Source organism: Furfurilactobacillus rossiae DSM 15814 (assembly GCF_000428925.1).
Classification (GTDB): Bacteria; Bacillota; Bacilli; order Lactobacillales; family Lactobacillaceae; genus Furfurilactobacillus; species Furfurilactobacillus rossiae.
Genome location: NZ_AUAW01000001.1, coordinates 211,190 through 232,245, shown reverse-complemented (window position 1 = coordinate 232,245; position 21,056 = coordinate 211,190). Strand labels below are relative to the sequence as shown.

Sequence of the window (21,056 nt, the reverse complement as noted above, 5' to 3'; positions counted from 1 at the left end):
AAGTCTGAATACCTTTCTACTAAATAATGACAACACCGGTTTTACATCTTATTCTCAGCGTTTCCAATGTTGAAATTATGATCCTTGTTTCATTCTACTCTGTTTGTTGCAGTAGGCAAAGACCCGCTAAGCATGATAAAGCATTTGTGTATGTGGTATGATGATGGTCGTAAAATATGCCGAAGGAGTGACGTCATCATGCGTGTTGCGACAGGTAGCGCTCATGCGAAAATTATTTTAATTGGTGAGCATAGCGTTGTTCACCACCAACCGGCGATCGCTGTTCCCTTACTCAACGTTGCTGTAACCGCTACATTAAGCGAAACAACGCGCGGTCAACGTCTAATAAGTAGCTACTTCACTGGTTCATTAGTAGACTTACCGGGTGAATTTGAGGGAGTACGCGTCTTACTGCAACGCCTGTTGCGTCGGTTCAACGCTTTATCTTTAAACTTCGATTTAAAAATTGATAGTGCCATTCCTGAGGAACGTGGCATGGGCTCATCAGCGGCGGTTGCGACCGCAGTGACGCGTGCTGTTTATGCTTTTTTTGAAACCGCGTTGGACCCACAACTGTTGTTAGACACGGTAAACATTGAGGAAGTTATCACGCATGGGTCGCCATCTGGTATTGACGCGGCAACGGTCAGTTCTACGCAACCGGTGTGGTTAGTCAAGGGTAGTCCGCTCAAACATTTTCCGATTCACATGAACGCCTTTTTAGTTGTTGGTGACACAGGTGTAACCGGTCAAACCAGCATGGCAGTCAATTCAGTCAGTGAACTGCTTAAAGACGATGAACAGCCTGGCGTTGGTCAACATTTGATCAATCATCTCGGCACGCTAACTACTGCGGCGGCCAAGTACCTCCAACACAATCAAGTTCGATTGTTGGGACAAACATTGACAGCTGCACAACAGGATTTAACCGAACTTGGTGTTAACCACCCTGTTTTACAACATTTAATTAATGCTGCAAATGATGCTGGCGCATTAGGTGCCAAACTAACGGGTGGTGGTCTAGGGGGATGCATGTTTGCACTGACCCAAACCGCCGAGCAAGCCGCTAAAGTGGCCAATGCTTTGGAACAGCATGGTGCTGTGGCAACTTGGATTGAACCATTAGCACAACAGTAACCTGACTCCAGACTATGGATAAGATCAGAAATAAAGCTCGAAAGATAGGACATTAGCAATATGACAATTTCGCAAACACCTGTGGTTGCAAAAGCGCATACAAACATTGCATTAGTTAAATACTGGGGCAAAGCAGATGAGCGGCTTATTTTACCCACAAATGATTCAATCTCCATGACACTAGACCATTTTTACACGACAACCAGCGTTCAATTTGATGAACAGTTGGTCGCCGATGACATCATCTTAGACGGAATCAAATTGCCGACAGATGGTCAGCAACGAATTCGTCAATTCATGGATCTAGTTCGTCAACGTGCTCACACCAACCTATTTGCTCATATTGAAACAAGTAATCACGTGCCGACCACAGCTGGCTTGGCGTCATCTGCATCTGGTTTTGCAGCCTTAGCTGGGGCTGCCGCTAAAGCTGCCGGTCTCAGTCTGTCCCGACGCGGACTATCCCAGCTTGCAAGACGTGGTTCCGGTTCGGCTACCCGTTCAATCTTTGGCGGTTTCGTTCAATGGCACGCTGGTCACGACAACGAAAGTTCGTTTGCTGAGCCATTAGATGAACAAGTTGACTGGCCAATTCGAATGATTGCCATTGTTGTCTCACAAGATGAGAAAAAAGTTGGCAGCCGTCATGGCATGAAACAGTCACAAACATCACCGTTCTTTAATGACTGGGTTAAACAAGCCAATGCTGACATCAAGCCAATGAAAGATGCATTACTTAAAAAAGATATAAACCGTGTTGGTTCAATCGCGGAACATAATGCAATGTGCATGCATGCAACGACTCTTAGTGCCACACCGCCTTTCACATACTTTAATGGCGATACCATTAAGGCAATGCAATTAATTAACGACTTGCGCTCAATAGGTCTGAACTGCTATTATACGATGGACGCGGGTCCAAATGTAAAAGTCATCTGCTTAGCAAACGAAGTTGACACCATTTTGGACCATCTACGGCCAGTGTTTGGCAATGACCAATTGGTTGTCGCAAAACCAGGCCCAGGCTTGACCTATTTATAAAATTTTGAAATAAGCAATGTTTGCGCTATTCAACATGGATAACGCACACATTTTTTGTCTTGAAAGGACATGATTAATTGATTAGCGTGAAAGCGCCTGGTAAATTATACATTGCCGGCGAGTATGCGGTTGTTGAAGCAGGTTTCCCTGCCATTATTGTGGCATTAAACCAGTTTGTAACTGTCACAATTGAGGAAAGTAAAAACTTCGGCACAATCGAGTCTGAACAATACAAAGAAACCTCAGTGAACTGGCGGCGAGCCGGCGATGAACTTGTGTTTGACAATCGGGACAATCCCTTTCATTACCTGCTCTCCGCTATTCGTTTGACTGAAAGTTACGCACGCGCATGTGGACGTGAGTTGAAATTCTACCACCTGTCTGTAAACTCTCAGTTGGATAGCAAGGATGGCAAAAAGTTTGGTTTGGGTTCTTCCGCCGCTGTTACGGTAGGTACGGTCAAAGCACTTTGCAAATTTTATCAACTGCCGATCACTAAGGACACGTTATTTAAATTAGCAGCTATTGCTCATCTGGATGTTCAAGGTAACGGTTCTCTTGGCGATATTGCGGCTTCTGTCTACGGTGGTTGGATTGCTTACCATTCATTCGATCATCAGTGGCTGACTTCTAAACGTGATGACCTACCGCTAATTGATTTGTTAGCCCTCGATTGGCCTGGCCTGTCTGTTGAACTTTTGACACCGCCAGCAGATTTAAGGTTGCTAATTGGCTGGACAGGCTCCCCTGCATCAACGTCTCACTTAGTTGATAAGGTCACCTGGGCCAAAAGTATGGATCAACTAGAATACCGAACATTCTTGCAATCAAGCCGTGATTGTTTAAACCGGATGATTCAGGGTTTTCGGGATGGCGCAATCGATATCATTCAACGTGAACTTCGGTTAAATCGCAAATTACTACAACATTTGAGTGCATTCAGTCATGTGCCAATCGAAACAGTTGCGTTAAATAGTCTATGCGCGATTGCTGAAGATCATGGTGGTGCAGCTAAAACTTCTGGCGCCGGTGGCGGTGACTGCGGTATCGTTTTGATTGATCGTCACGAGGCCGTTGATACACTGTTGCAGGATTGGGAAACTCAAGGTATTACCACCTTGCCATTAAGTGTTCACAATGTCATGGATTTAGTTTAATCACTTTCTAAATCAAAGCGAGTACCATATGCAAACTAAAAACCGTAGAACCCGATTATCGGTTCTACGGTTTTATTTCTCACTATCCTTGCAATTGATTAAAATAAAAGAATCCATTGATGATAAAAATTAGGAGGCCAGCCATGAGCAAGTTAACTGAATCCGCTCACGCGCATCGCAAAGATGAGCATCTCGCTATTGCTCTGAAACAATACCAAGAAAAAAGTGACGCCGGTTTTGACGATATTCAAATCATTCATCAAAGTTTACCAGAAATTGCGGTTGATAACGTTGACTTGTCAACTCGCTTTGCTGGATTGACCTTGTCGACACCGTTTTACATCGAAGCAATGACTGGTGGCTCTGTGAGAACCGGTGACATCAATGCCAAACTCGCTGAAATTGCAGCGGCAACCGGCTTAGCAATGGCTGTTGGTTCACAAAGCATTGCTTTAAAAGAACCTGCAGTAGCATCGACCTTCACCATTGTTCGAAAAGTAAATCCACACGGACAAATTTTTGCAAACATTGGTGCTGGACACTCGCTGGACGATGCACAGCGAATAGTCGACATGGTTGCTGCCGATGCATTGGAATTACACATCAACAGTGCGCAAGAACTAATTATGCCTGAAGGTGATCGGGATTTGCGCTGGCGCGACCACATTACCGAAATTATTAACGGCTTGTCCGTCCCTGTTATTGTTAAAGAAGTTGGTTTCGGCATGGGCCAGGAAACCATTAACACTTTAAAACAGATGGGCGTTCAGTACATTAATGTCAGTGGCCGTGGTGGCACTAACTTTGCTCGGATTGAAAATGAGCGCCGCCATCATCAAGAACTGGACTATTTATCTAACTGGGGACAAACGACCGTTCAATCGCTGTTGGAAGCACAAGCAGTATCCGATATGCAGATTGCTGCCTCAGGTGGCGTGAGAACCCCACTGGATGTCTTAAAAGCGTTAATCCTAGGCGCAAACGTCGTTGGTGTAGCTGGCCACTTTCTCCATGTCCTCATGACTCAAGATGAAGATACATTGCAAACATACATTGAGGATTGGCAAAGTGATTTACGTTTGCTTTATGCATTAACAGGATCACGTACAACGGCTGATTTACGAACTGCAAAAATAGTTCTATCTCCCGCCCTAATGAATTATTGTCAGCAGCGAAACTTAAAAAGGCAATAACAGAAACGAATCGTATAAAAAATGTTCAGTCCGTTTGAGACTGAACATTTTTTATTATCTATTGACTTGATTTAACACTGAGACTGCTATCTAATCATCTTTCACTAAAAAACGTAATCCTTTAGGGTAACCGTTCTTAAGTGTCTGACCGACCACCTTGCCGAAACCAATACCGTTGCCATTGATAGTTGCCAGCGTCCAACCATTTTCAGTCGGTTCTGCTAATGTCACGGTATCACCGTGGACAAACTGTGCCCATTGAGCTTGAGTCAAAGCCACGGTTGGCCGATACAGATCTGGATGCGTGGCAAGTGCTAACGCAAACGCTGGCTCAAACCGGTTCTTCTTTAACGTGCCCAAATGAAGGCCAGGCCGCAATACCTTCAGTTTTCCGAGATCTGGTGTTAACGCAGGAATGGCGTACAATTGAGCCCCAAACACGGTCAACGATTGCCCCGCCGTAATTGGTTGAGTAAAGTGTTGTCGCTCAAATGACTGCCATAGTTTAACCTCGTTTGCGTCAGGTTTCGGCAATCTTGCTGGTTTATGGGTTACGTTTGACTCTGTCGAACGACGAATCAATTTAGCAATAAAGTGACCTTCGCCATCCATATGATGTGGAAACAACCGACCAGCCTTGCTAAGTTCGGGATCATCGTTGGCCCATTGCGGCCGGGCCGCTTCCAAACCAGGCAATTTCGGCAATGAAGCCAGTTCAAAATCTGGAAATGACTTCAATACCCACGCCATCATTTGCTCATCTTCCTCCGGTGCGAAAGTACACGTCGAATAAATGAGTTGCCCTCCTGGCCGGACCATCTTGACAGCTTCAGTTAAAATTTCTCGCTGACGCGTGGCACATTCAAGCGGATAGTCAGGCGTCCAGTACTGAACTGCATCTGGATCCTTACGAAACATGCCTTCTCCAGAACATGGTGCATCCACCACGACCTTATCAAAAAAGTTGGCTAACTGTTTTGACAAATGAGCAGGCGTTTCGTTCAAGACAACTGCATTGGCGACACCAAAACGTTCCATATTTTCTGCCAGCACGGCTGCACGTTTGGCAAAAATTTCATTTGTTATTAATAACCCTTGCTGCTGTAATCCAGCAGCAATTTGAGTTGATTTGCCACCCGGTGCTGCACACAGATCAAGAATCCGTTCTCCTGGTTGGGCGTCCACGACTGCCCCAACATAAGTTGCAGAAGGTTCTTGGTTATACACTACTCCTGTCGTATGCGCAGGCGTATGACCACTAACATGACCGTAATAGCCAGTGGGAATCCCTGTAGGCTCGCTTAGTGAAACGTTTTCTGGAACCGCATTGGCCTTTAATGGATTGACTCGAAAGCCTTGGTGGATTGGCTGATCGAAGCTAGCCAAAAAGTCCTTTGCCTCACTTTCACCCATTAATGTTGAATATTTCTCGGCAAAACCCGCCGGTAATTCCATTTTGTTCCCTCCATAACTGTTTTAAAACACTCGCATCAGTTTACACCGAATCCTTTAGTACGTCACGTCATCTTCATGAATCACGGAACAACAGCTGAACTGCTCAGCAAGCTTGCAGAACCCAAGTGAATAAGGTAAATTAGAACGAAGATATTTTTGGACGAAAAATTCGTCTAAGGGAGATGAATTCGTGAACCGCAAGCTTATCGCCATCGATCTGGATGGTACAACCTTAAATAACCAATCTGCTATTTCACCGTTTACAAAACAGGTCTTACAAACAGCTGTCGCTAGTGGCCATATCGTTAGTATCGTCACCGGACGACCTTATCGCATTTCTCGTCAATACTACGACGAACTCGGTTTGCATAGCGCAATGATCAATTTTAATGGTTCGCTTGGTCATTTGCCACACCATCAATGGCAGCATGAGTACCAATATACCATTGATCGAGACATTGCGTTAGACCTTCTGGCACACCAGTCATCGCTCGGAATTGAGACAATTGCCGCTGAAAACAAAACAAATGTATGGGCCAATCATGCCAGCGACGGCACAATTGACTTTTTCCCGACCATTCTGCAACCACAGCAAATTCTAAACGCACGAAATTTAACGGCGGATCCAACTGCGCTAACCCTTTACTTCAATGAACAACACCGTGATCAACTGATTCACGATATTACTGCCCGGTATGGCGATCACATTGATATGAATGTTTGGGGCGGTCGTTGGCCTGTATTAGAAGTCGCCCATAAAGGGGTTGAAAAAGCCACGGGTCTCGAGTTTTTAGCCCAGACCTATCACATTGATAGAAATGATATTATTGCATTTGGCGATGAAGGCAATGATCACGCAATGATTAGTTATGCCGGTTGGGGTGTTGCCATGGCTAATGGCATCGACGATCTTAAAGCTATCGCTCAGGATGTGACACCCTTAGACAACAATCATGACGGGTTGGCCCACTACCTACTCGATTTTCTCAATCTACCAGTAGCTCTCGCAAAGGCTGAATAATTGCTTTTTTCAGTGCTAGCGAGCATGATAATTGTAATTATCTTTACCTCAAAGGGGGTCTTGCTGATGACTGAAGAACACGTCCTTTTCAATCCTGGTGATGCGATTGCTAATGCACACGACTATAACGCAGTGTATCAGAGCGCACAGATATACAAGCATAAACACCCGCACGCGCTGTTTATTGTCTCGGAAACGGATGGTAAACCATACGTCTTGTTTGATAAAGTTGATCAAACAGATGATCCTAAGGATGGTAAACGTTACCGCGTTATTAAAAAAATGTAATGCTCATTCAACAATAGCAATTAAATCACGATATAAAAAAGAAACTGGGACATAACGCCTCAACTCAATTTCTAATGAAACGTCAACAGGCAATTTTTCTTCAACCGCAAAGGATCATGCGGATGAAGAAAAATTGCCGCAAACGCGGGACATAACACTGAATTTTGCTCATCTAACACGAATACGGCATTCATGGGAAAAACACCCATGAACGCCGTATTCGCGTTACCTGAGAAAGCCAAAACGTGTTATGTCCCGCTCTCTTTTTTTGATCATTTTTAAATAATAAAATCAGTAATTGCACTATACACTTAAAAATAATGTATGATGCAATATCGCGTAATCATAGTATATGTCACAACAGTCACGTGGCACTGCTACCCATTCGTTGTAACAGATATACAGCTACAACTACCAAGATGGAACCGATCACTTCCATCACACTGATCTGTAGATGAAAGAAAATAATGCTCAGAATAAACGTAACCACTGGCTGTAGTGCATCAACGATGCTAATCACTGCTGAGGGCGCAAAGTTTAAACTATACAGCAATGAAGAAAATGCGAAGATGGTACCAACGAGAATAACGGCACTGATAGACAGCACTAGCTTACCAGTGATGACCGGCGTATGGCTCCAAAATGGGTGCCATAAATTAAAGAGCACACCGCTGATAAACATCCCCCAGCCAAGCACTACAAACGGTGAATGTTTGGCAACAATCTCCCTTGGTAACACCACATAGCACGCCGCTGTTACCCCTGCCAATACTCCCCAAATAATTGAGTTCATTGGCACGGCCAGAGAATGAATATTCCCCTTTGTGATTGCTAAAAAAACACCGACTAGTGCAATTCCAAATGCAATTAAATCAGTTCTTAATGGCCGCTCATGCTTAAAAACCAAGGCTCCCAGCACAATAAACAGAGGACTTAAGTACTGTAAGATAGTGGCCGAAGCAGCATTACCAGTTTTAATACTCATGTAGAAGGTAAATAAGTTTGCCATTAGACCAATCAGCGCATATGCAAACAGCCAACCAATTAAACGCCAAGATTTAAAGAGGTCAAAAATATGACGACCTTCGCGAAACCAACTAATCAATAGCAAAATAATGCCGGCTCCCAGCGTTCGTACCGATAAAAACCATGTTGCTGGGATATTTTGCGTTTGGGAAATAAACTGCAAGATCGTGCCTGAAATCCCCCACATTGTGGAAGCAAAGGCCGCCCACAGAATACCCTTTGTGTAATTTTGAGTTTTCATGAATCAATCCTCTAACCTAATGTATATTTTTAACCGCAGCCATTAACTTGATTGAACTAAATAAATGCCATGCTAACATGGTGCCCGTTTTTGGTAGTTTCAATCAAGGATGAAGGCTTCATGCAGTAAACTTTTTCATACCCGTTCTAATAATTCACTGCTACTGTTTCGTTGCAATTATGCCTACTGTTCAAACGCTTGGGCAGCTCTAATAGCTACCTGCCAACCATGATAAAGTCTGTTTCGCTTATCTTCTGCCATTTGCGGTTCAAACTGATCACCGGTCATATACAAACGACGTAACTCATCCTGGTCTTCCCAGAAACCAATCGCTAGTCCGGCCAGGAAAGCCGCTCCAAGTGCGGTTGTTTCATTAATTTTGGCACGTTTAATGGTGGTATTTAAAATGTCAGCTTGAAATTGCATCAAATAGTCATTTTTGGATGCCCCACCATCAACATGCAACGTATCAATTTTCAAACCGGTGTCACCGGCCATCGTATCGACAACGTCACGAGTTTGGTACGCAATTGCCTGCAATGTTGCCCGCACAAATTGTTCACGCGTGGTTCCACGTGTGAGTCCAAACACAGCGCCACGCAGTTCTTGATCCCAGTACGGCGCACCTAACCCTGTAAACGCCGGTACCACGTAAATATGATCATCTGGCTCCGCCGCCATGGCCATTGCTTCAGAATCCCCAGCGTCTTGAACCAGCCTCATTCCGTCTCGCAACCACTGAACCGCTGAACCAGCAACGAATATTGACCCTTCAAGGGCATAAGTTACTTCACCATTCAAACCATAGGCAATTGTCGTCAGTAACCCCTTAGTCGATAGCGTGGGTTGTTGACCAATGTTCATCACAATAAAGGCACCAGTGCCATAAGTATTTTTGACGTTGCCTTTGTCGAAAGCTGTTTGCCCAAAGAGTGCCGCTTGCTGATCGCCCGCAATACCACAAATCGGCACCGACACACCTGACATGGTGTAGTTTGCCGTATAGCCGTAAATTTCCGAGGAGCTTCGCACTTCAGGTAATAACTCAGCTGGAATATCAAAAGCCTTTAACAAATCGGCATCCCACTTCAAATCATGAATGTTGAACAGCATTGTCCGACTGGCGTTTGTATAGTCTGTCGCATGAACCTTACCACCAGTCAGTTTCCACAGTAACCATGTATCAATGGTGCCAAACAGCAGATCACCAGCTTCTGCGCGTTCACGACAACCTGGCACATTATCCAATAACCACTTGATTTTAGAAGCAGAAAAATAAGCATCTACCACAAGCCCGGTCTTTTGACGAATTGTCTCAGTTAACCCGGCTTTTTGCCATTGCTCTGTAATGCTGGTCGTCTGTTTCGACTGCCAAACGATGGCATGATAAACGGGTTTCCCCGTTTTGCGGTCCCAAATAATGGTTGTTTCGCGCTGGTTGGTAATCCCAATTCCACGAATTTTGTATGGGGCAAGATGTGCCTGAATCAAGGCATCTGCCATCACTGATTGAACGCTACTCCAGATTTCTTCGGGATCATGTTCAACCCATCCCGGTTGTGGAAAGTATTGCGGGAATTCCTTCTGAGCTTTTCCTACAATCTGTCCTTGATGATTGAAAATCATGGCCCGGCTACTAGTCGTTCCTTGGTCGATCGCCATCATGTACTGCTCGTCGTTCATGTCGCAACTCCATTCATTAGACAAGATTCGAATTTTTGAACACGTTCCACCAAACAAAGATAAGTTTAGCAAACTTTTAGGCATCTGTTACCCCTGTTTTGACGATTGCCTCAATTCTGCTTGCTTATCCTCATCAAAAAAGTTGCCGGCAATATCAACCGTTGCAACCATGTTCATAAAACTGTCTGGATCGGTTTCTTTAACAGTCGTTTGCAAATCGTACAATTCATAACGTGAAATGACGATCATTAATGTCGAATTGTCCCGATTCGAAAATGCGCCGCGTGAGGGTAAAACAGTGACGCCTCGAAAAAGATGTTCTCGCAACGCTGCAATTAATTCATCTGGCCGATTCGTCACAATAAGAGCGGTCATCTTCTGATGGCGCGTATGAATTGTATCGACCATTCGTGAGGTTGCGTAAATGGTAATGATCGTAAACAACGCATTTTCCCAGCCAATAAAGAAACCGGCAACGGCAATGATCCCGGAATTGAGCATCATTGTCAGTGTTCCTATTGATCGACCAGTCGTTTTTTGCAAGACCATGGCAATGATATCCATGCCGCCGGTTGAAAATCCAAATCGAAATGGGAAGCCAATACCGATTCCAGTTAAAATACCACCGAACAATGCGTTTAGCAATGCATTATGAGATACACTCACCTCGGGAATTACGATCGCCAACACAGATGTCACAATGGCGTTAGCAAAGCTCCAAGCCGTAAAGCGTGGTCCAATTTTACGCCAGCCCATGATGCCGATTGGGAGGTTAAAAGCTAGGATAAACCAACCAGTTGAAATGTCTGCACCAGTAAATTTAAGTCCCCAGTGCAGCAACTGTGCAATCCCGTTAAGTCCACCAGCAAAAATATTACTGGGAATCAAAAAAACATTCAACGCAACGGCACAACATACGGTTGAAAATAATAAAATTACAATTTTAATAAAAGGGTTGTCATCATTCCATCGTGTCATTTTTATGATCCTTTCTTTTTGCTCTCAATGACCATAATTAAACCACAATCGTGACGTTTATGACCACAAGTTACAGCTAATTTGGCAGCTATCTTCACAAAAATGTCATTCTTACAAACGTTTGATGAGAAAATGCGATGAAACCGCTTAAAATCGGTTCCCTTTTAGCACCTGTTTTCTCTTTTCTGCTACAATTTATTCATTGCGGTTTTGTAATTTTATTCATAATGTTTTAGGTTGATTGAAAGAGAGGCATCTTTGATGCAAATAGATGACACCAGAAGACCATCGGCATGTACAAGTATTTTAATTGGTCGTTCAGCTTCAACGGACGGTTCCGTGATGATCGGCCGTAATGAGGACAGTAAGGCTTCTTGGCCAAAGCATTTTGTCGTTCACCCAGCTCAAACCTTTAATGACGCGCAACAGTTTAAGTCAAAGGATAACGACTTTACAATGCCACTGCCAAAAACGGCAATGCGTTATACGGCGACCCCTGAATGGACAGCAAAATATGGTCTTTTTGAGGAGGATGGTATTAATGAAGCAAACGTGTCCATGTCTGCGACTGAAAGCGCCTATTCCAATGCTCTCGTTCTAGCAGCGGATCCCTTGGTAGCTGACGGCATTCAGGAAGAGGCAATGGTTACTGTAGTGCTTCCTTACGTTACCTCTGCTAAAGAAGGCGTCCAACGACTGGGCAAGCTCGTTGAAACTTATGGCACGGCAGAGACAAATGGTATTTTGTTCGCAGATTTACACGAAGCTTGGTATTTAGAAACCGGTGCTGGCCATCAATGGGTCGCACAGCGAATTCCGGATGATGGCTATGCGGTCGTTGCCAATCAGCTGGCCATTCAGCAAATCGATTTTGCTGACCATGATAACTTTATGTTTGCTGATGGAATTGAGGAGTTTGTCCAACAACATCATCTTAATCCTGACGCTAATGGGTTTAATTTCCGTCATATTTTTGGCACAACGGGTACGAGTGACGAAATGTACAACACTCCCCGCGTTTGGATCGGTCAAAAAATGTTTAATCCAGAGATCGAGCAATCACCAACTGATGAGGAATTGCCCTTTATTCGTTACGCCAGCAAACGCCTTTCTGTTAATGATGTGCAGGCTTTTCTCAGCAATCATTACGAAGGTACCGATTATGATCCAGTTGGCCGCGAAGCAACGCACAAACACGCCTTTCGTCCAATTAGCTTAGCCAAAACACAAGAATCTCATGTCCTCCAGCTTCGGCCGAATGTCCCTTCAGCCATGGCCGGCGTTCAGTGGTTGGCGATGGGCGTTGCTGCGCAGAGTAACTATGTTCCCTTTTACACAGCCATTAACAACACGCCATTAGCCTACCAACGTGGACAAGGCAAGTATGCCGCCAACAGCGCTTACTGGACGTTTAAGTTAGCCAGTGTGCTACTTGACGCCCATTATCGTCACTTTGAAACGCCTTATCGTCAATCTCAGCTTAAATTACAGGCAGATCTCGGCACCCACCTCCGCGAAAGCGATGTTAAGGCCCTCAAATTAAGCGGTGATGCATTAATTCAATATCTGACTGACAGCAACGCCGAATCTGCCAAACGAGCTTTAAACACGTATACAGACCTAATCAGTGACCTTATCACCAATAGCACCGATTTTTCGCCTTTAAACTTTAACACAGACGAGAATCTATAAAACATTACATTCACACCAGTACGGGCGGTTTTTCACTGGTAATGATATTGAGGAAGTAAATACAAATGGAAAAGAAAAAGACCCTGTCACTTGGGGCATTAGTCTTAATGATCTTCACCACTATTTTTGGTTTCGGGAACACTCCGGCAGCCTTTGAGCAAATGGGCTATGGCGCAATCTTCTGGTATTTACTGGGCGCGCTATTATTCTTTCTGCCCAGTGGTTTAATGTTCGCTGAATACGGTTCCTCATTGAAGGAATCAAAGGGTGGCATTTATTCATGGCTGGACGCGTCTATTAGTGAAAAATGGTCCTTCATTGCAACCTTCATCTGGTTATCAGCATGGATCATCTGGCAAGTCATGATTTCGCAAAAAGTTTGGATCACCCTTTCAACCATCATTAGCGGTCATGACACCACGAACAATTGGCATTTTCTAGGCTTGAACTCAACGTTAACAGTTGGCCTACTCGCCTGTCTTTGGATCGTTGCCATTACTTGGGCAGCCTCACGTGGAATGTCCTTCATTGCTAAGGTTTCATCGGTTGGTGGGATTGCCATTATGGCGCTTAACGTGATTTTAGTACTCGCTAGTCTCATCATCTTAATTGCCAATCATTTTGCACTGGCCCAGCCAGTTAACCATTTATCCGACTTTGCCACTTCACCAAATCCACAATTCCAATCGCCCATTGCGATGATTAGTTTTGTTATTTATGCCATCTTTGCCTATGGTGGTTTGGAATCCATTGGCGGGGTTACTGACTCACTGGATAAACCTGAAAAAACATTCCCTCGGGGCATCCTGATTGGCACCATTGTCATTGGGATTAGCTACTCACTCACCATCTTTTTATGGGGTATTTCAACAAACTGGAGTATGGTGATTGCTCACGGAAATGTAAATTTGGGCAACATTACCTATGTTTTAATGGAAAACTTAGGAGACATCCTAGGCCTCTCAATCGGTTTATCAGCTTCTAGCGCTCATATTTTGGGCGAGGTGTTTTCACGTTTTGCCGGAATCAGTATGTTCTTAGCTTATTTAGGGTCTTTCTTCGTCCTGATATACTCACCTCTAAAATCCTTTATTTTAGGTTCACCCAAGGAATTATGGCCTAAGAAAATGACACGTTTGAACAAACATGATATGCCAGAATTTGCAATGTGGATGCAGGCTACCGCAGTTGTCATCTTTATCGCAGGAATTTCATTAGTGTCTGTGCTAACTCACAAGGATGCTAAGTTCTTCTATAATGTGCTGACGTCAATGAGTAATGTGTCAACGACCTTACCTTACCTCTTCTTAGTAGGGGCCTTTCCCTATTTCAAGAGAGAAGACCGGCCACGACCATTTGTCGCCTACCATTCACATCGCTGGATGATGTTCGTTGTTACTGTCGTGATGGTAACGTTGAGCATCGGCATTGGCTTTTCCATTCTGCAGCCATTTTTGGAAAAGGATTGGGTAACTGCCATTGCGACTGTTGCTGGTCCACTGATTTTTGGCTGTATTGCCTGGGCCTTTTATGCAAACCGGGAACATCACACCACCGACTAAACATTTTTAGTCAATAAATTAAAACCACCATCAATTACCATTTTTATCGTCCTTTTCGACGTACTAACGGTAATGATGGTGGTTTTTTACTTTTTTGAAAAACAACAATTCATCCAACAAAAAACGCCACCTGTCCGAAGACAAATGACGTTTGGCTCAAATAGCAAATCTTAACGACGTGCTTCCTTGATCCGGGCTGCCTTACCATGCAATGCACGTAAGTAGTAAAGCTTACTACGACGAACACGGCCATGGCGAGTTACTTCAACGTGGTCAACTCGTGGTGAGTTAACTGGGAATGTCCGTTCCACACCAATCCCGTTACTAATCTTACGAACAGTGTACGTTGCGGAAATACCAGCACCGCGGCGCTTAACAACAACACCTTCGAATAACTGGATACGTTCACGAGTACCTTCAACAATTCGTGCGAATACACGAACAGTGTCGCCGGCACGGAAATCTGGCATGTCATCGCGAAGTTGCCCTGCGGTGATCTTTTCAATTAATTGGTTCTGTCTCATAATGTGAGAACTTCCTTTCACTCAAAATTCATAAACGGGCATCCCGCCAGCGGAATATTGGTAGTATTGGGCTCAAAGCCACAAATTAGATTACCATAGAACAAGCACATTTGTAAAGGCGTTTTCCTTTACAGAATTAATGAATTCTGCGGATTAGGCGATATCATAAACTTTTAAATACGCCTAGCCACGCGTCTCTTCATCTATGACATCAGCTAATAAACGACGTTGCGCAACCGTCAATTCGGCATTATCAAGCAGGTCTGGTCGCCGTTGATAAGTTCTTCTCAAGGACTCTGTTTCACGCCACTGATCAATCAATTGATGATTACCGTTCGTCAGCACCTCAGGCACCTTCATGCCTCTAAAATCTGCGGGACGTGTGTACTGTGGATACTCCAACAAGCCATTGCTAAATGAATCTCCGGGCGCTGAATCCGTATTTCCCAACACGTCAGGAATCAATCGAACCGTTGCATCAATCATGACCATCGCGCCAAGCTCCCCACCGGTCAGTACGTAATCGCCTAGAGACACTTCATCGGTGACTAAATGACGAATCCGTTCGTCATAGCCTTCATAATGGCCACAAATAAATGTTAAATGTGACTCCTTTGAAAAGTCTTCCGCAACGTGCTCGGTAAAAGGAACGCCAGCCGGGTCGAGTAAAATCACGCGCCCTCGATCACCCGCTTCTTGTTCAACATGATCCATGGCATCAAAAATCGGTTGTGGCATTAACAACATACCAGCGCCACCACCATAAGGCGTATCATCAACATGATGATGTTTATCGGTCGTAAACTGACGAAAATCAGTCACGTTGATATCTAGAATTCCTTTATCAACAGCCTTACCAACGATGGACTCAGTTAATGGCCCACTAAACATGTCCGGAAAGAGACTTAAAATATCAATTCTCATCGCTGTCTAACCCCGCCATCATTTCGATATGAACGACTCCATTAGCGATGTCGACATCTTTAACAACTTGATCAATCACCGGTAATAACAAGTCGGACTTACCTTGTCGCTTAACCACCCAGACATCATTTGCACCAGGCGCCATAATTTCGGAAATCGTACCAAGGTCTTGTTGATGTTCATCAATAACATGGAGCCCAATAATTTCACGATAATAATATTGGCCTTCAGGCAATTTTTGTTGCTGCTCTTCCGTAACATACAAATCAGAGCCCTTATATTTTTCAACCAAATTAATATCGTTCATTCCTGTAAAAGTAATGAGGATAAAACTTTTATGAGGTCTTGAGGAAGCGATGGTTAATTTCTCTTGATGTGCTCCCGGCGTTTGAGCCGTGACGTAAACCTGGCTGCCAACCTTAAAACGTGATTTTGGAAAATCAGTACTGGAGATAACCCGAAGTTCTCCCTTCAGACCTTGTGTATTTACAATCTTACCGATGGTGTAAAATGCCATTCCAATCTCCTTAACATTTAAAGTGCAATAGCAGAGTATAAGTGCTGTTCTCACAACTAACTTAATAAATATTATAAAAAAAAGACCGAGAATAATCATTCTCAGGTCCCTTATTTATTCTCGTCAACAATAATCAAACGAACCTTTTGTTGGTCAACCGTCCGAATGCTGTACACCAATGTACGAATTGCTTGCGCAACCTGACCGTGACGGCCAATAACTTCACCAATATCATCTGGCGCAACCGTTAATGAATAATTCATAAACCGTTCCCCTTGTTCCGCCTGTACAGAAACTGCATCAGGATGTGAAACAAGTGGTTGGACCAACGTTTGGATTAGTGAAGCAACTGCATCGACTGATAAACGATTATTTTGATTCGTACTCATGAATTGCCGCCTCGAATTTACTTCTTAGTGAACTTAGCTTCGTGGTACTGCTTCATGATACCTTCACGTGAGAAGATGTTTTTAACAGTGTCAGAAGGTTGCGCACCATTGTTTAACCACTTCATTGCTAATTCAGCATCTAATTTAACTTCTGCTGGGTTAACCAAAGTGTTAAAAGTACCAATTTGTTCGATGAAACGGCCATCACGTGGTGAACGTGAGTCAGCAACAACGATACGGTAGAATGGGCGCTTTTTAGAACCCATACGTTTTAAACGAATTTTTACAGACATGAGATTTCCTCCCTCAATTTCTTAACGTGTACTAGTTTATCTAAACTCACCTAGGGTGTCAAGAGGTTTTTCTTTACAGTTAAAATTATCCCACTCTGACGCAGATTTTCAACCCTCAACAATTCTGTAAAAAAAGTTAAGATGCTTAAAGTCTGGTCAAGATTGGCTAAACTTAAATCTCATAATAAAAGCGCTATGATACATTAACAGTACAATTAATTCGATAAAACGATCCATTAAAAGGAGTTTCATATGCAGAACAATATTGATCCTCGCATTAGCTTTCTTCATCCACAATTGCGGATTGTTAAAACAGACGCGATCAATCGGCCAACAAATGCACGGTTGTTGCAGGCCGTGGGTGCGACAGCAATGGACAGTCGGGGCACAGACCTTACCGCTCATTTAAACGCCAATCTTGAAAATATTGATTTTTCAGTCGCTGGTCAGCATCAGGTGCCCGTTGCCGTGATGGATGACCGAGGAAATGTCGGTCGTGCTGCCTTCACTTTGACCATTGTCAATACGGAAGCGGATCTAGATGGTCATTCCCCGATTGTCGTTGAATCCGCACCAGAGTCTGCCGCGGCAAGTCAAGTTGCTTCAGGCGCTACCCAGCCCAAGACCAAACGCCGTCGTTCAAAACGGTTGATTATTGGCGGTGTCGCTGCGGTTTTAGTATTGGTGTTCATCATTTGGGGTGTTTCCGCTCACCAAAATGCCGCAAATCAGGCCGCTGAGGCTTCTTCTTCAAGTTTAGCTGCTAGTTCTTCTGCGGCAGCCGCAAGCAGTGCTGAGGCCTCCTCTAAGGCCGCAGAATCGTCTGCCGCGGCCTCATCACAACAAGCATCCTTAACCTCTCAAAATAGTAGCTTGTCTAATAAAGTTGGTAGTTTAAAATCGCAAGTTAAAGAAATGACTACCGTCGTTAAAAATACCCAGCAAGCCGTGAATGATTACAAAGACAGTAACGATCGTGCACAATATGAGTCCACGATTTCCTCTCTTCAGCAACAAGTTTCAGATCTTCAGCAGCAAGTACAACAAGGGAATTCAAACGCTGTTGTTCGTGGTGCCATGTCGTCTCAGCTAAATAAGCTGTCGACTACAGTTGGCAATCTAGAAAATAGTTCCAGCCCTTCTGATGCAAGCAGCACATTAAAGGATAGTGGCGTTAACGGCATTGTTAATAAAATGCAGGACTTGCTCAGTAATCTTTAATAAATGAATAAGCAACATTATCAAAAAAGGTATCAGCCTCTGTCATTCCAGATTCGGAAGACACGAGTTGATACCTTTTTTAACGTTTAATGCGAAGCACCACGGACTAACGAAAATGGCTTAAATTCGTACTGATAACCCTTAGGATACTGCGTTAAGCCCGTCAGCCGAACTCGATACTGGTGACCATTCACAATTTTTAACGATGGCCGATAAGTAATGATCGATGCAAACTGACCAAAATGATTCGTATGATCCAGATTGACGTGAGCTGCGTTAACCGTCCGTTTGGCAGTTAAATCAGTGACTTGTACCTGAACCCGCCCCGTTGTCCCTTGTTCCATGGTGAAAGCGCTCGACCAATAAACAGGACGATTTTTTACATCACTGGTCAAAAGTTCTTTCGGAAAAACACCAGTGGTTGGATAGTTGATCACGACAGCACGATTAGGCGTGACGGCTCGTTGCGCCTGATCCGTAAAATAAATGTCACTATAGGCAAACGTAGCGTTAGGACGATGAGCAACACCTATTCCGACGCTATGGACAATCGGGGATAACAACCACGCACGATGACCAGTATTGTTTCCCTCCACATTGAAATTGTCGCGAATGTAATTGCCCATAGTTGCGTCAAGACGCTCTGGCACGTTCATTTCACCAATATTGCTATTAAGGGTAATTTGCTGTCCTTCTTGCCATTGCCGCTGACTAACGACATCCGGTCGCGTGATTCCCTTTAAACCATGCTGAAAATTATTCGCGGCGGCCATATCCGCTGCCGCAGTTTGTGCTTGCTGGTTGGCATTAAATCCATAATAAACGGTTGGCAATCCCTCAATTTGACGATAAAAATTTAATGACGCCAATAACTGCGTTTGATAGTGGTTAGAAAGCTTGCCAACCACTAAATGCTTTTTAAAAGACGGTCGTTGTGCATAACTATTATGATCGTCATACTCACGTTGACTAATTTTTTGATACATTTTACGCTGCTTATTAATTTGTCGTTGCTCAGCACTAGTATACGTAGCAGCTGATACAGAAGATATATGCATTACTGACACTACTGTTAAAGCACATATGCTCACACCAATTGAAACTAGGGACCGCTTTACCCATCTTTTTGACATTACCGTTTGCTCATTCCTGTCATTCAAAATAATGGCTTTGAAAAATAAGTCGACTGGGTAGATCCATTAACTCATTTAGAAACGCCATCGTATTGCTATCATTTATTTTAGTATAACAACAAAATGTGAGCGATTCAGGTCCAATTGCTAATTCTTTCATTCATTGAAATGTTGTATGCTAAATGTAATTCATTTAGGGACGTGTTTACGTGCAAATTAATTACCTTAGAAAGAGACGGGCAACGTATTGGCCACAATTTGTTCATTTCGCGATTATGATGATGTTGATTTGGTTGCTTGTACCGACTATTTTTTATGTTTTTCACTTAGATGCTCAGTCTGCCCGAGATGGTCTTACTCTTGGGCTTAATGTAAATACTGATGGTCGTTCAGACAATTGGCGGAATGTTCTTGGCCTTTTTGAACACAATTATGGTCTGGCGTGGTTCTATATCGGTGTTGCTTTCTTGCCACTGCCCTGTTACTGGGTATTTGCCGTCTTTAATGCCCTAACTGTTGGCATAGTGTTAGTTGGCCCCCGTCCCATTGCGACTCTACTTTTAGGCATCCTGCCTCATGGTGTTTTGGAAATCACCGCACAAATATTAACGCTTTGTATTGCGGCTCAGATCACTAAATATATTCAGCAATTAGTCCACAACCTTTGGCATCCAACCGAATACCCATCAACGATTCCGTGGTCAACATTATTAATTGATATGTGTAGCATTGTGCCCCTGCTGTATATTACCTCAGCCATCATCGAAACATTCGTTACACCTGTGTTAATGCAGGATTATTTCTAAAATGAGATGCTCATCCTTGTAGCTGGAGCTAGTTTATCAAACGGTGAACCAACTTAGTTTCTAAATTGAATAAAAAAAGAGCATTCACAAATGTGAATGCTCTTTAAAATCTAATTATTAAAATTAGTCTTTGTTAACGTTTGTAGCTTGTGGGCCACGGTCGCTGTCTTCAACATCGAAAGAAACGTGTTGACCTTCGTCCAAAGTCTTGAAGCCGTCGCCTTGGATAGCTGAGAAGTGAACGAATACATCGTCACCGTTTTCGCGAGTAATAAAACCGTAACCCTTGTCAGCGTTAAACCATTTAACAGTACCTTGTTCCATATGAATGAAACCTCCATGCGCATTGCGCAAATTAATTTTGCATCTAAAGCCGGGCGAGAAAGGTTGTCATTCAAAAGAACTAGTACACTTACTACCGAACTATCAATACAATGACTATACTTTAACCCTAATTAGACCATAGAGCAAGCATAAACATCTTTTATCACCAAAAACTTATACAACTGGTGTCGGTACGACTAATTTTTTCGCAATGACAACCTTGTCGTTAAGGTCATCTAACGTTGATTGGTAACGGGCTGTGAAGTCCTTTACGTTTAGTTTCAACAGCACCGCATGATCGTAAACTTTCACGATTGTCCCTTTAAAATTCCTAGGTAAACCTGTGAATCGTTTGCATACCACATGCTCGTTGACCTTGAACTGTTCAGTCGTTGAGTCCTCTGTTTCACTCATGTAAACGCCTTCCTTCGGTTTCAAACATAACACTCAT

The 21,056-nt window shown here is 43.6% G+C and carries 22 protein-coding genes; 10 read left to right on the top strand and 12 right to left on the bottom strand.

All coding sequences use genetic code 11. From position 1 onward, the window contains the following. Positions 1-198: 198 nt before the first annotated feature. From mvk to fni, 4 genes are all read left to right on the top strand, one after another. The gene (gene mvk / locus G400_RS0101210; protein ID WP_017261821.1) at positions 199-1,137 is read left to right on the top strand and encodes a mevalonate kinase; all 939 of its coding nucleotides are present in this window, start codon (positions 199-201) and stop codon (positions 1,135-1,137) included. Between the two features lie 60 nt (positions 1,138-1,197). Further along, on the top strand, positions 1,198-2,178 hold the full coding sequence (mvaD, locus tag G400_RS0101205; protein WP_017261820.1) for a diphosphomevalonate decarboxylase: 981 nt from the start codon (positions 1,198-1,200) through the stop codon (positions 2,176-2,178). Positions 2,179-2,255: 77 nt separating this feature from the next. Beyond that, the gene (locus tag G400_RS0101200) at positions 2,256-3,335 is read left to right on the top strand and encodes a phosphomevalonate kinase (RefSeq protein ID WP_017261819.1); all 1,080 of its coding nucleotides are present in this window, start codon (positions 2,256-2,258) and stop codon (positions 3,333-3,335) included. A gap of 143 nt (positions 3,336-3,478) precedes the next feature. Next, positions 3,479-4,528: a type 2 isopentenyl-diphosphate Delta-isomerase gene (gene fni / locus G400_RS0101195; RefSeq protein WP_017261818.1), complete on the top strand. Its 1,050-nt coding sequence runs from the start codon at positions 3,479-3,481 to the stop codon at positions 4,526-4,528. A gap of 90 nt (positions 4,529-4,618) precedes the next feature. Here the strand turns inward: fni and G400_RS0101190 are convergent, their stop codons facing one another. Beyond that, positions 4,619-5,983, bottom strand: coding sequence for an RsmF rRNA methyltransferase first C-terminal domain-containing protein (locus G400_RS0101190; RefSeq protein ID WP_017261817.1), 1,365 nt, complete (start codon positions 5,981-5,983; stop codon positions 4,619-4,621). Positions 5,984-6,173: 190 nt separating this feature from the next. Here G400_RS0101190 and G400_RS0101185 point away from each other — a divergent pair, with 190 nt between their 5' ends. Together G400_RS0101185 and G400_RS0101180 are read left to right on the top strand one after the other, a co-directional pair. Beyond that, positions 6,174-7,004 carry a Cof-type HAD-IIB family hydrolase gene (locus G400_RS0101185; protein WP_017261816.1) on the top strand — a complete coding sequence of 277 codons (831 nt, stop codon included), beginning with the start codon at positions 6,174-6,176 and terminating at the stop codon, positions 7,002-7,004. A gap of 66 nt (positions 7,005-7,070) precedes the next feature. Then, the gene (locus G400_RS0101180) at positions 7,071-7,292 is read left to right on the top strand and encodes a hypothetical protein (protein WP_017261815.1); all 222 of its coding nucleotides are present in this window, start codon (positions 7,071-7,073) and stop codon (positions 7,290-7,292) included. Between the two features lie 364 nt (positions 7,293-7,656). Here the strand turns inward: G400_RS0101180 and G400_RS0101175 are convergent, their stop codons facing one another. The 3 genes from G400_RS0101175 to G400_RS0101165 all read right to left on the bottom strand — a co-directional run bounded on the left by G400_RS0101175 (position 7,657) and on the right by G400_RS0101165 (position 11,220). Then, the gene (locus tag G400_RS0101175; RefSeq protein WP_017261814.1) at positions 7,657-8,559 is read right to left on the bottom strand and encodes a DMT family transporter; all 903 of its coding nucleotides are present in this window, start codon (positions 8,557-8,559) and stop codon (positions 7,657-7,659) included. 183 nt (positions 8,560-8,742) lie between these two features. After that, positions 8,743-10,242, bottom strand: a complete 1,500-nt coding sequence (glpK, locus tag G400_RS0101170) for a glycerol kinase GlpK (protein ID WP_017261813.1) — start codon at positions 10,240-10,242, stop codon at positions 8,743-8,745. 87 nt (positions 10,243-10,329) lie between these two features. Further along, on the bottom strand, positions 10,330-11,220 hold the full coding sequence (locus tag G400_RS0101165) for a YitT family protein (RefSeq protein ID WP_017261812.1): 891 nt from the start codon (positions 11,218-11,220) through the stop codon (positions 10,330-10,332). A 261-nt stretch (positions 11,221-11,481) separates the two neighbouring features. Between G400_RS0101165 and G400_RS0101160 the strand changes: the two genes are divergently transcribed. Together G400_RS0101160 and yjeM are read left to right on the top strand one after the other, a co-directional pair. Further along, positions 11,482-12,912: a C69 family dipeptidase gene (locus G400_RS0101160; protein WP_017261811.1), complete on the top strand. Its 1,431-nt coding sequence runs from the start codon at positions 11,482-11,484 to the stop codon at positions 12,910-12,912. Positions 12,913-12,977: 65 nt separating this feature from the next. Then, on the top strand, positions 12,978-14,474 hold the full coding sequence (gene yjeM, locus G400_RS0101155; RefSeq protein WP_017261810.1) for a glutamate/gamma-aminobutyrate family transporter YjeM: 1,497 nt from the start codon (positions 12,978-12,980) through the stop codon (positions 14,472-14,474). Between the two features lie 170 nt (positions 14,475-14,644). On the opposite strand, the gene rplS is transcribed toward yjeM, so the two are convergent. The 5 genes from rplS to rpsP all read right to left on the bottom strand — a co-directional run bounded on the left by rplS (position 14,645) and on the right by rpsP (position 17,121). Next, complete coding sequence (gene rplS / locus G400_RS0101150; RefSeq protein WP_017261809.1) at positions 14,645-14,998, bottom strand: 50S ribosomal protein L19; 354 nt, start codon at positions 14,996-14,998, stop codon at positions 14,645-14,647. A 183-nt stretch (positions 14,999-15,181) separates the two neighbouring features. Further along, complete coding sequence (gene trmD / locus G400_RS0101145) at positions 15,182-15,922, bottom strand: tRNA (guanosine(37)-N1)-methyltransferase TrmD (protein ID WP_017261808.1); 741 nt, start codon at positions 15,920-15,922, stop codon at positions 15,182-15,184. Beyond that, entirely contained in the window at positions 15,912-16,439 is a 528-nt protein-coding gene (rimM, locus tag G400_RS0101140) for a ribosome maturation factor RimM (protein ID WP_017261807.1), read from the bottom strand. Before rimM ends, trmD begins: the two co-directional genes overlap by 11 nt. 110 nt (positions 16,440-16,549) lie before the next feature. Further along, positions 16,550-16,828, bottom strand: coding sequence for a KH domain-containing protein (locus G400_RS0101135; RefSeq protein WP_017261806.1), 279 nt, complete (start codon positions 16,826-16,828; stop codon positions 16,550-16,552). Positions 16,829-16,845: 17 nt separating this feature from the next. Beyond that, complete coding sequence (gene rpsP, locus G400_RS0101130) at positions 16,846-17,121, bottom strand: 30S ribosomal protein S16 (protein WP_017261805.1); 276 nt, start codon at positions 17,119-17,121, stop codon at positions 16,846-16,848. 252 nt (positions 17,122-17,373) lie between these two features. Here rpsP and G400_RS0101125 point away from each other — a divergent pair, with 252 nt between their 5' ends. After that, the gene (locus G400_RS0101125) at positions 17,374-18,342 is read left to right on the top strand and encodes a hypothetical protein (RefSeq protein ID WP_017261804.1); all 969 of its coding nucleotides are present in this window, start codon (positions 17,374-17,376) and stop codon (positions 18,340-18,342) included. Positions 18,343-18,428: 86 nt separating this feature from the next. On the opposite strand, the gene G400_RS0101120 is transcribed toward G400_RS0101125, so the two are convergent. Next, positions 18,429-19,400, bottom strand: coding sequence for a CAP domain-containing protein (locus G400_RS0101120; protein ID WP_026017133.1), 972 nt, complete (start codon positions 19,398-19,400; stop codon positions 18,429-18,431). A 284-nt stretch (positions 19,401-19,684) separates the two neighbouring features. On the opposite strand from G400_RS0101120, the gene G400_RS0101115 reads away from it, so the two are divergent. Continuing rightward, entirely contained in the window at positions 19,685-20,281 is a 597-nt protein-coding gene (locus G400_RS0101115) for a stage II sporulation protein M (RefSeq protein WP_017261802.1), read from the top strand. A 123-nt stretch (positions 20,282-20,404) separates the two neighbouring features. Here the strand turns inward: G400_RS0101115 and G400_RS0101110 are convergent, their stop codons facing one another. Both G400_RS0101110 and G400_RS0101105 read right to left on the bottom strand, forming a co-directional pair. Then, positions 20,405-20,605 (bottom strand): cold-shock protein, encoded by a 201-nt coding sequence (locus G400_RS0101110; protein WP_017261801.1) that lies wholly within the window; start codon positions 20,603-20,605, stop codon positions 20,405-20,407. A 174-nt stretch (positions 20,606-20,779) separates the two neighbouring features. After that, positions 20,780-21,019, bottom strand: coding sequence for a hypothetical protein (locus G400_RS0101105; RefSeq protein ID WP_017261800.1), 240 nt, complete (start codon positions 21,017-21,019; stop codon positions 20,780-20,782). Between the last annotated feature and the right edge of the window lie 37 nt (positions 21,020-21,056).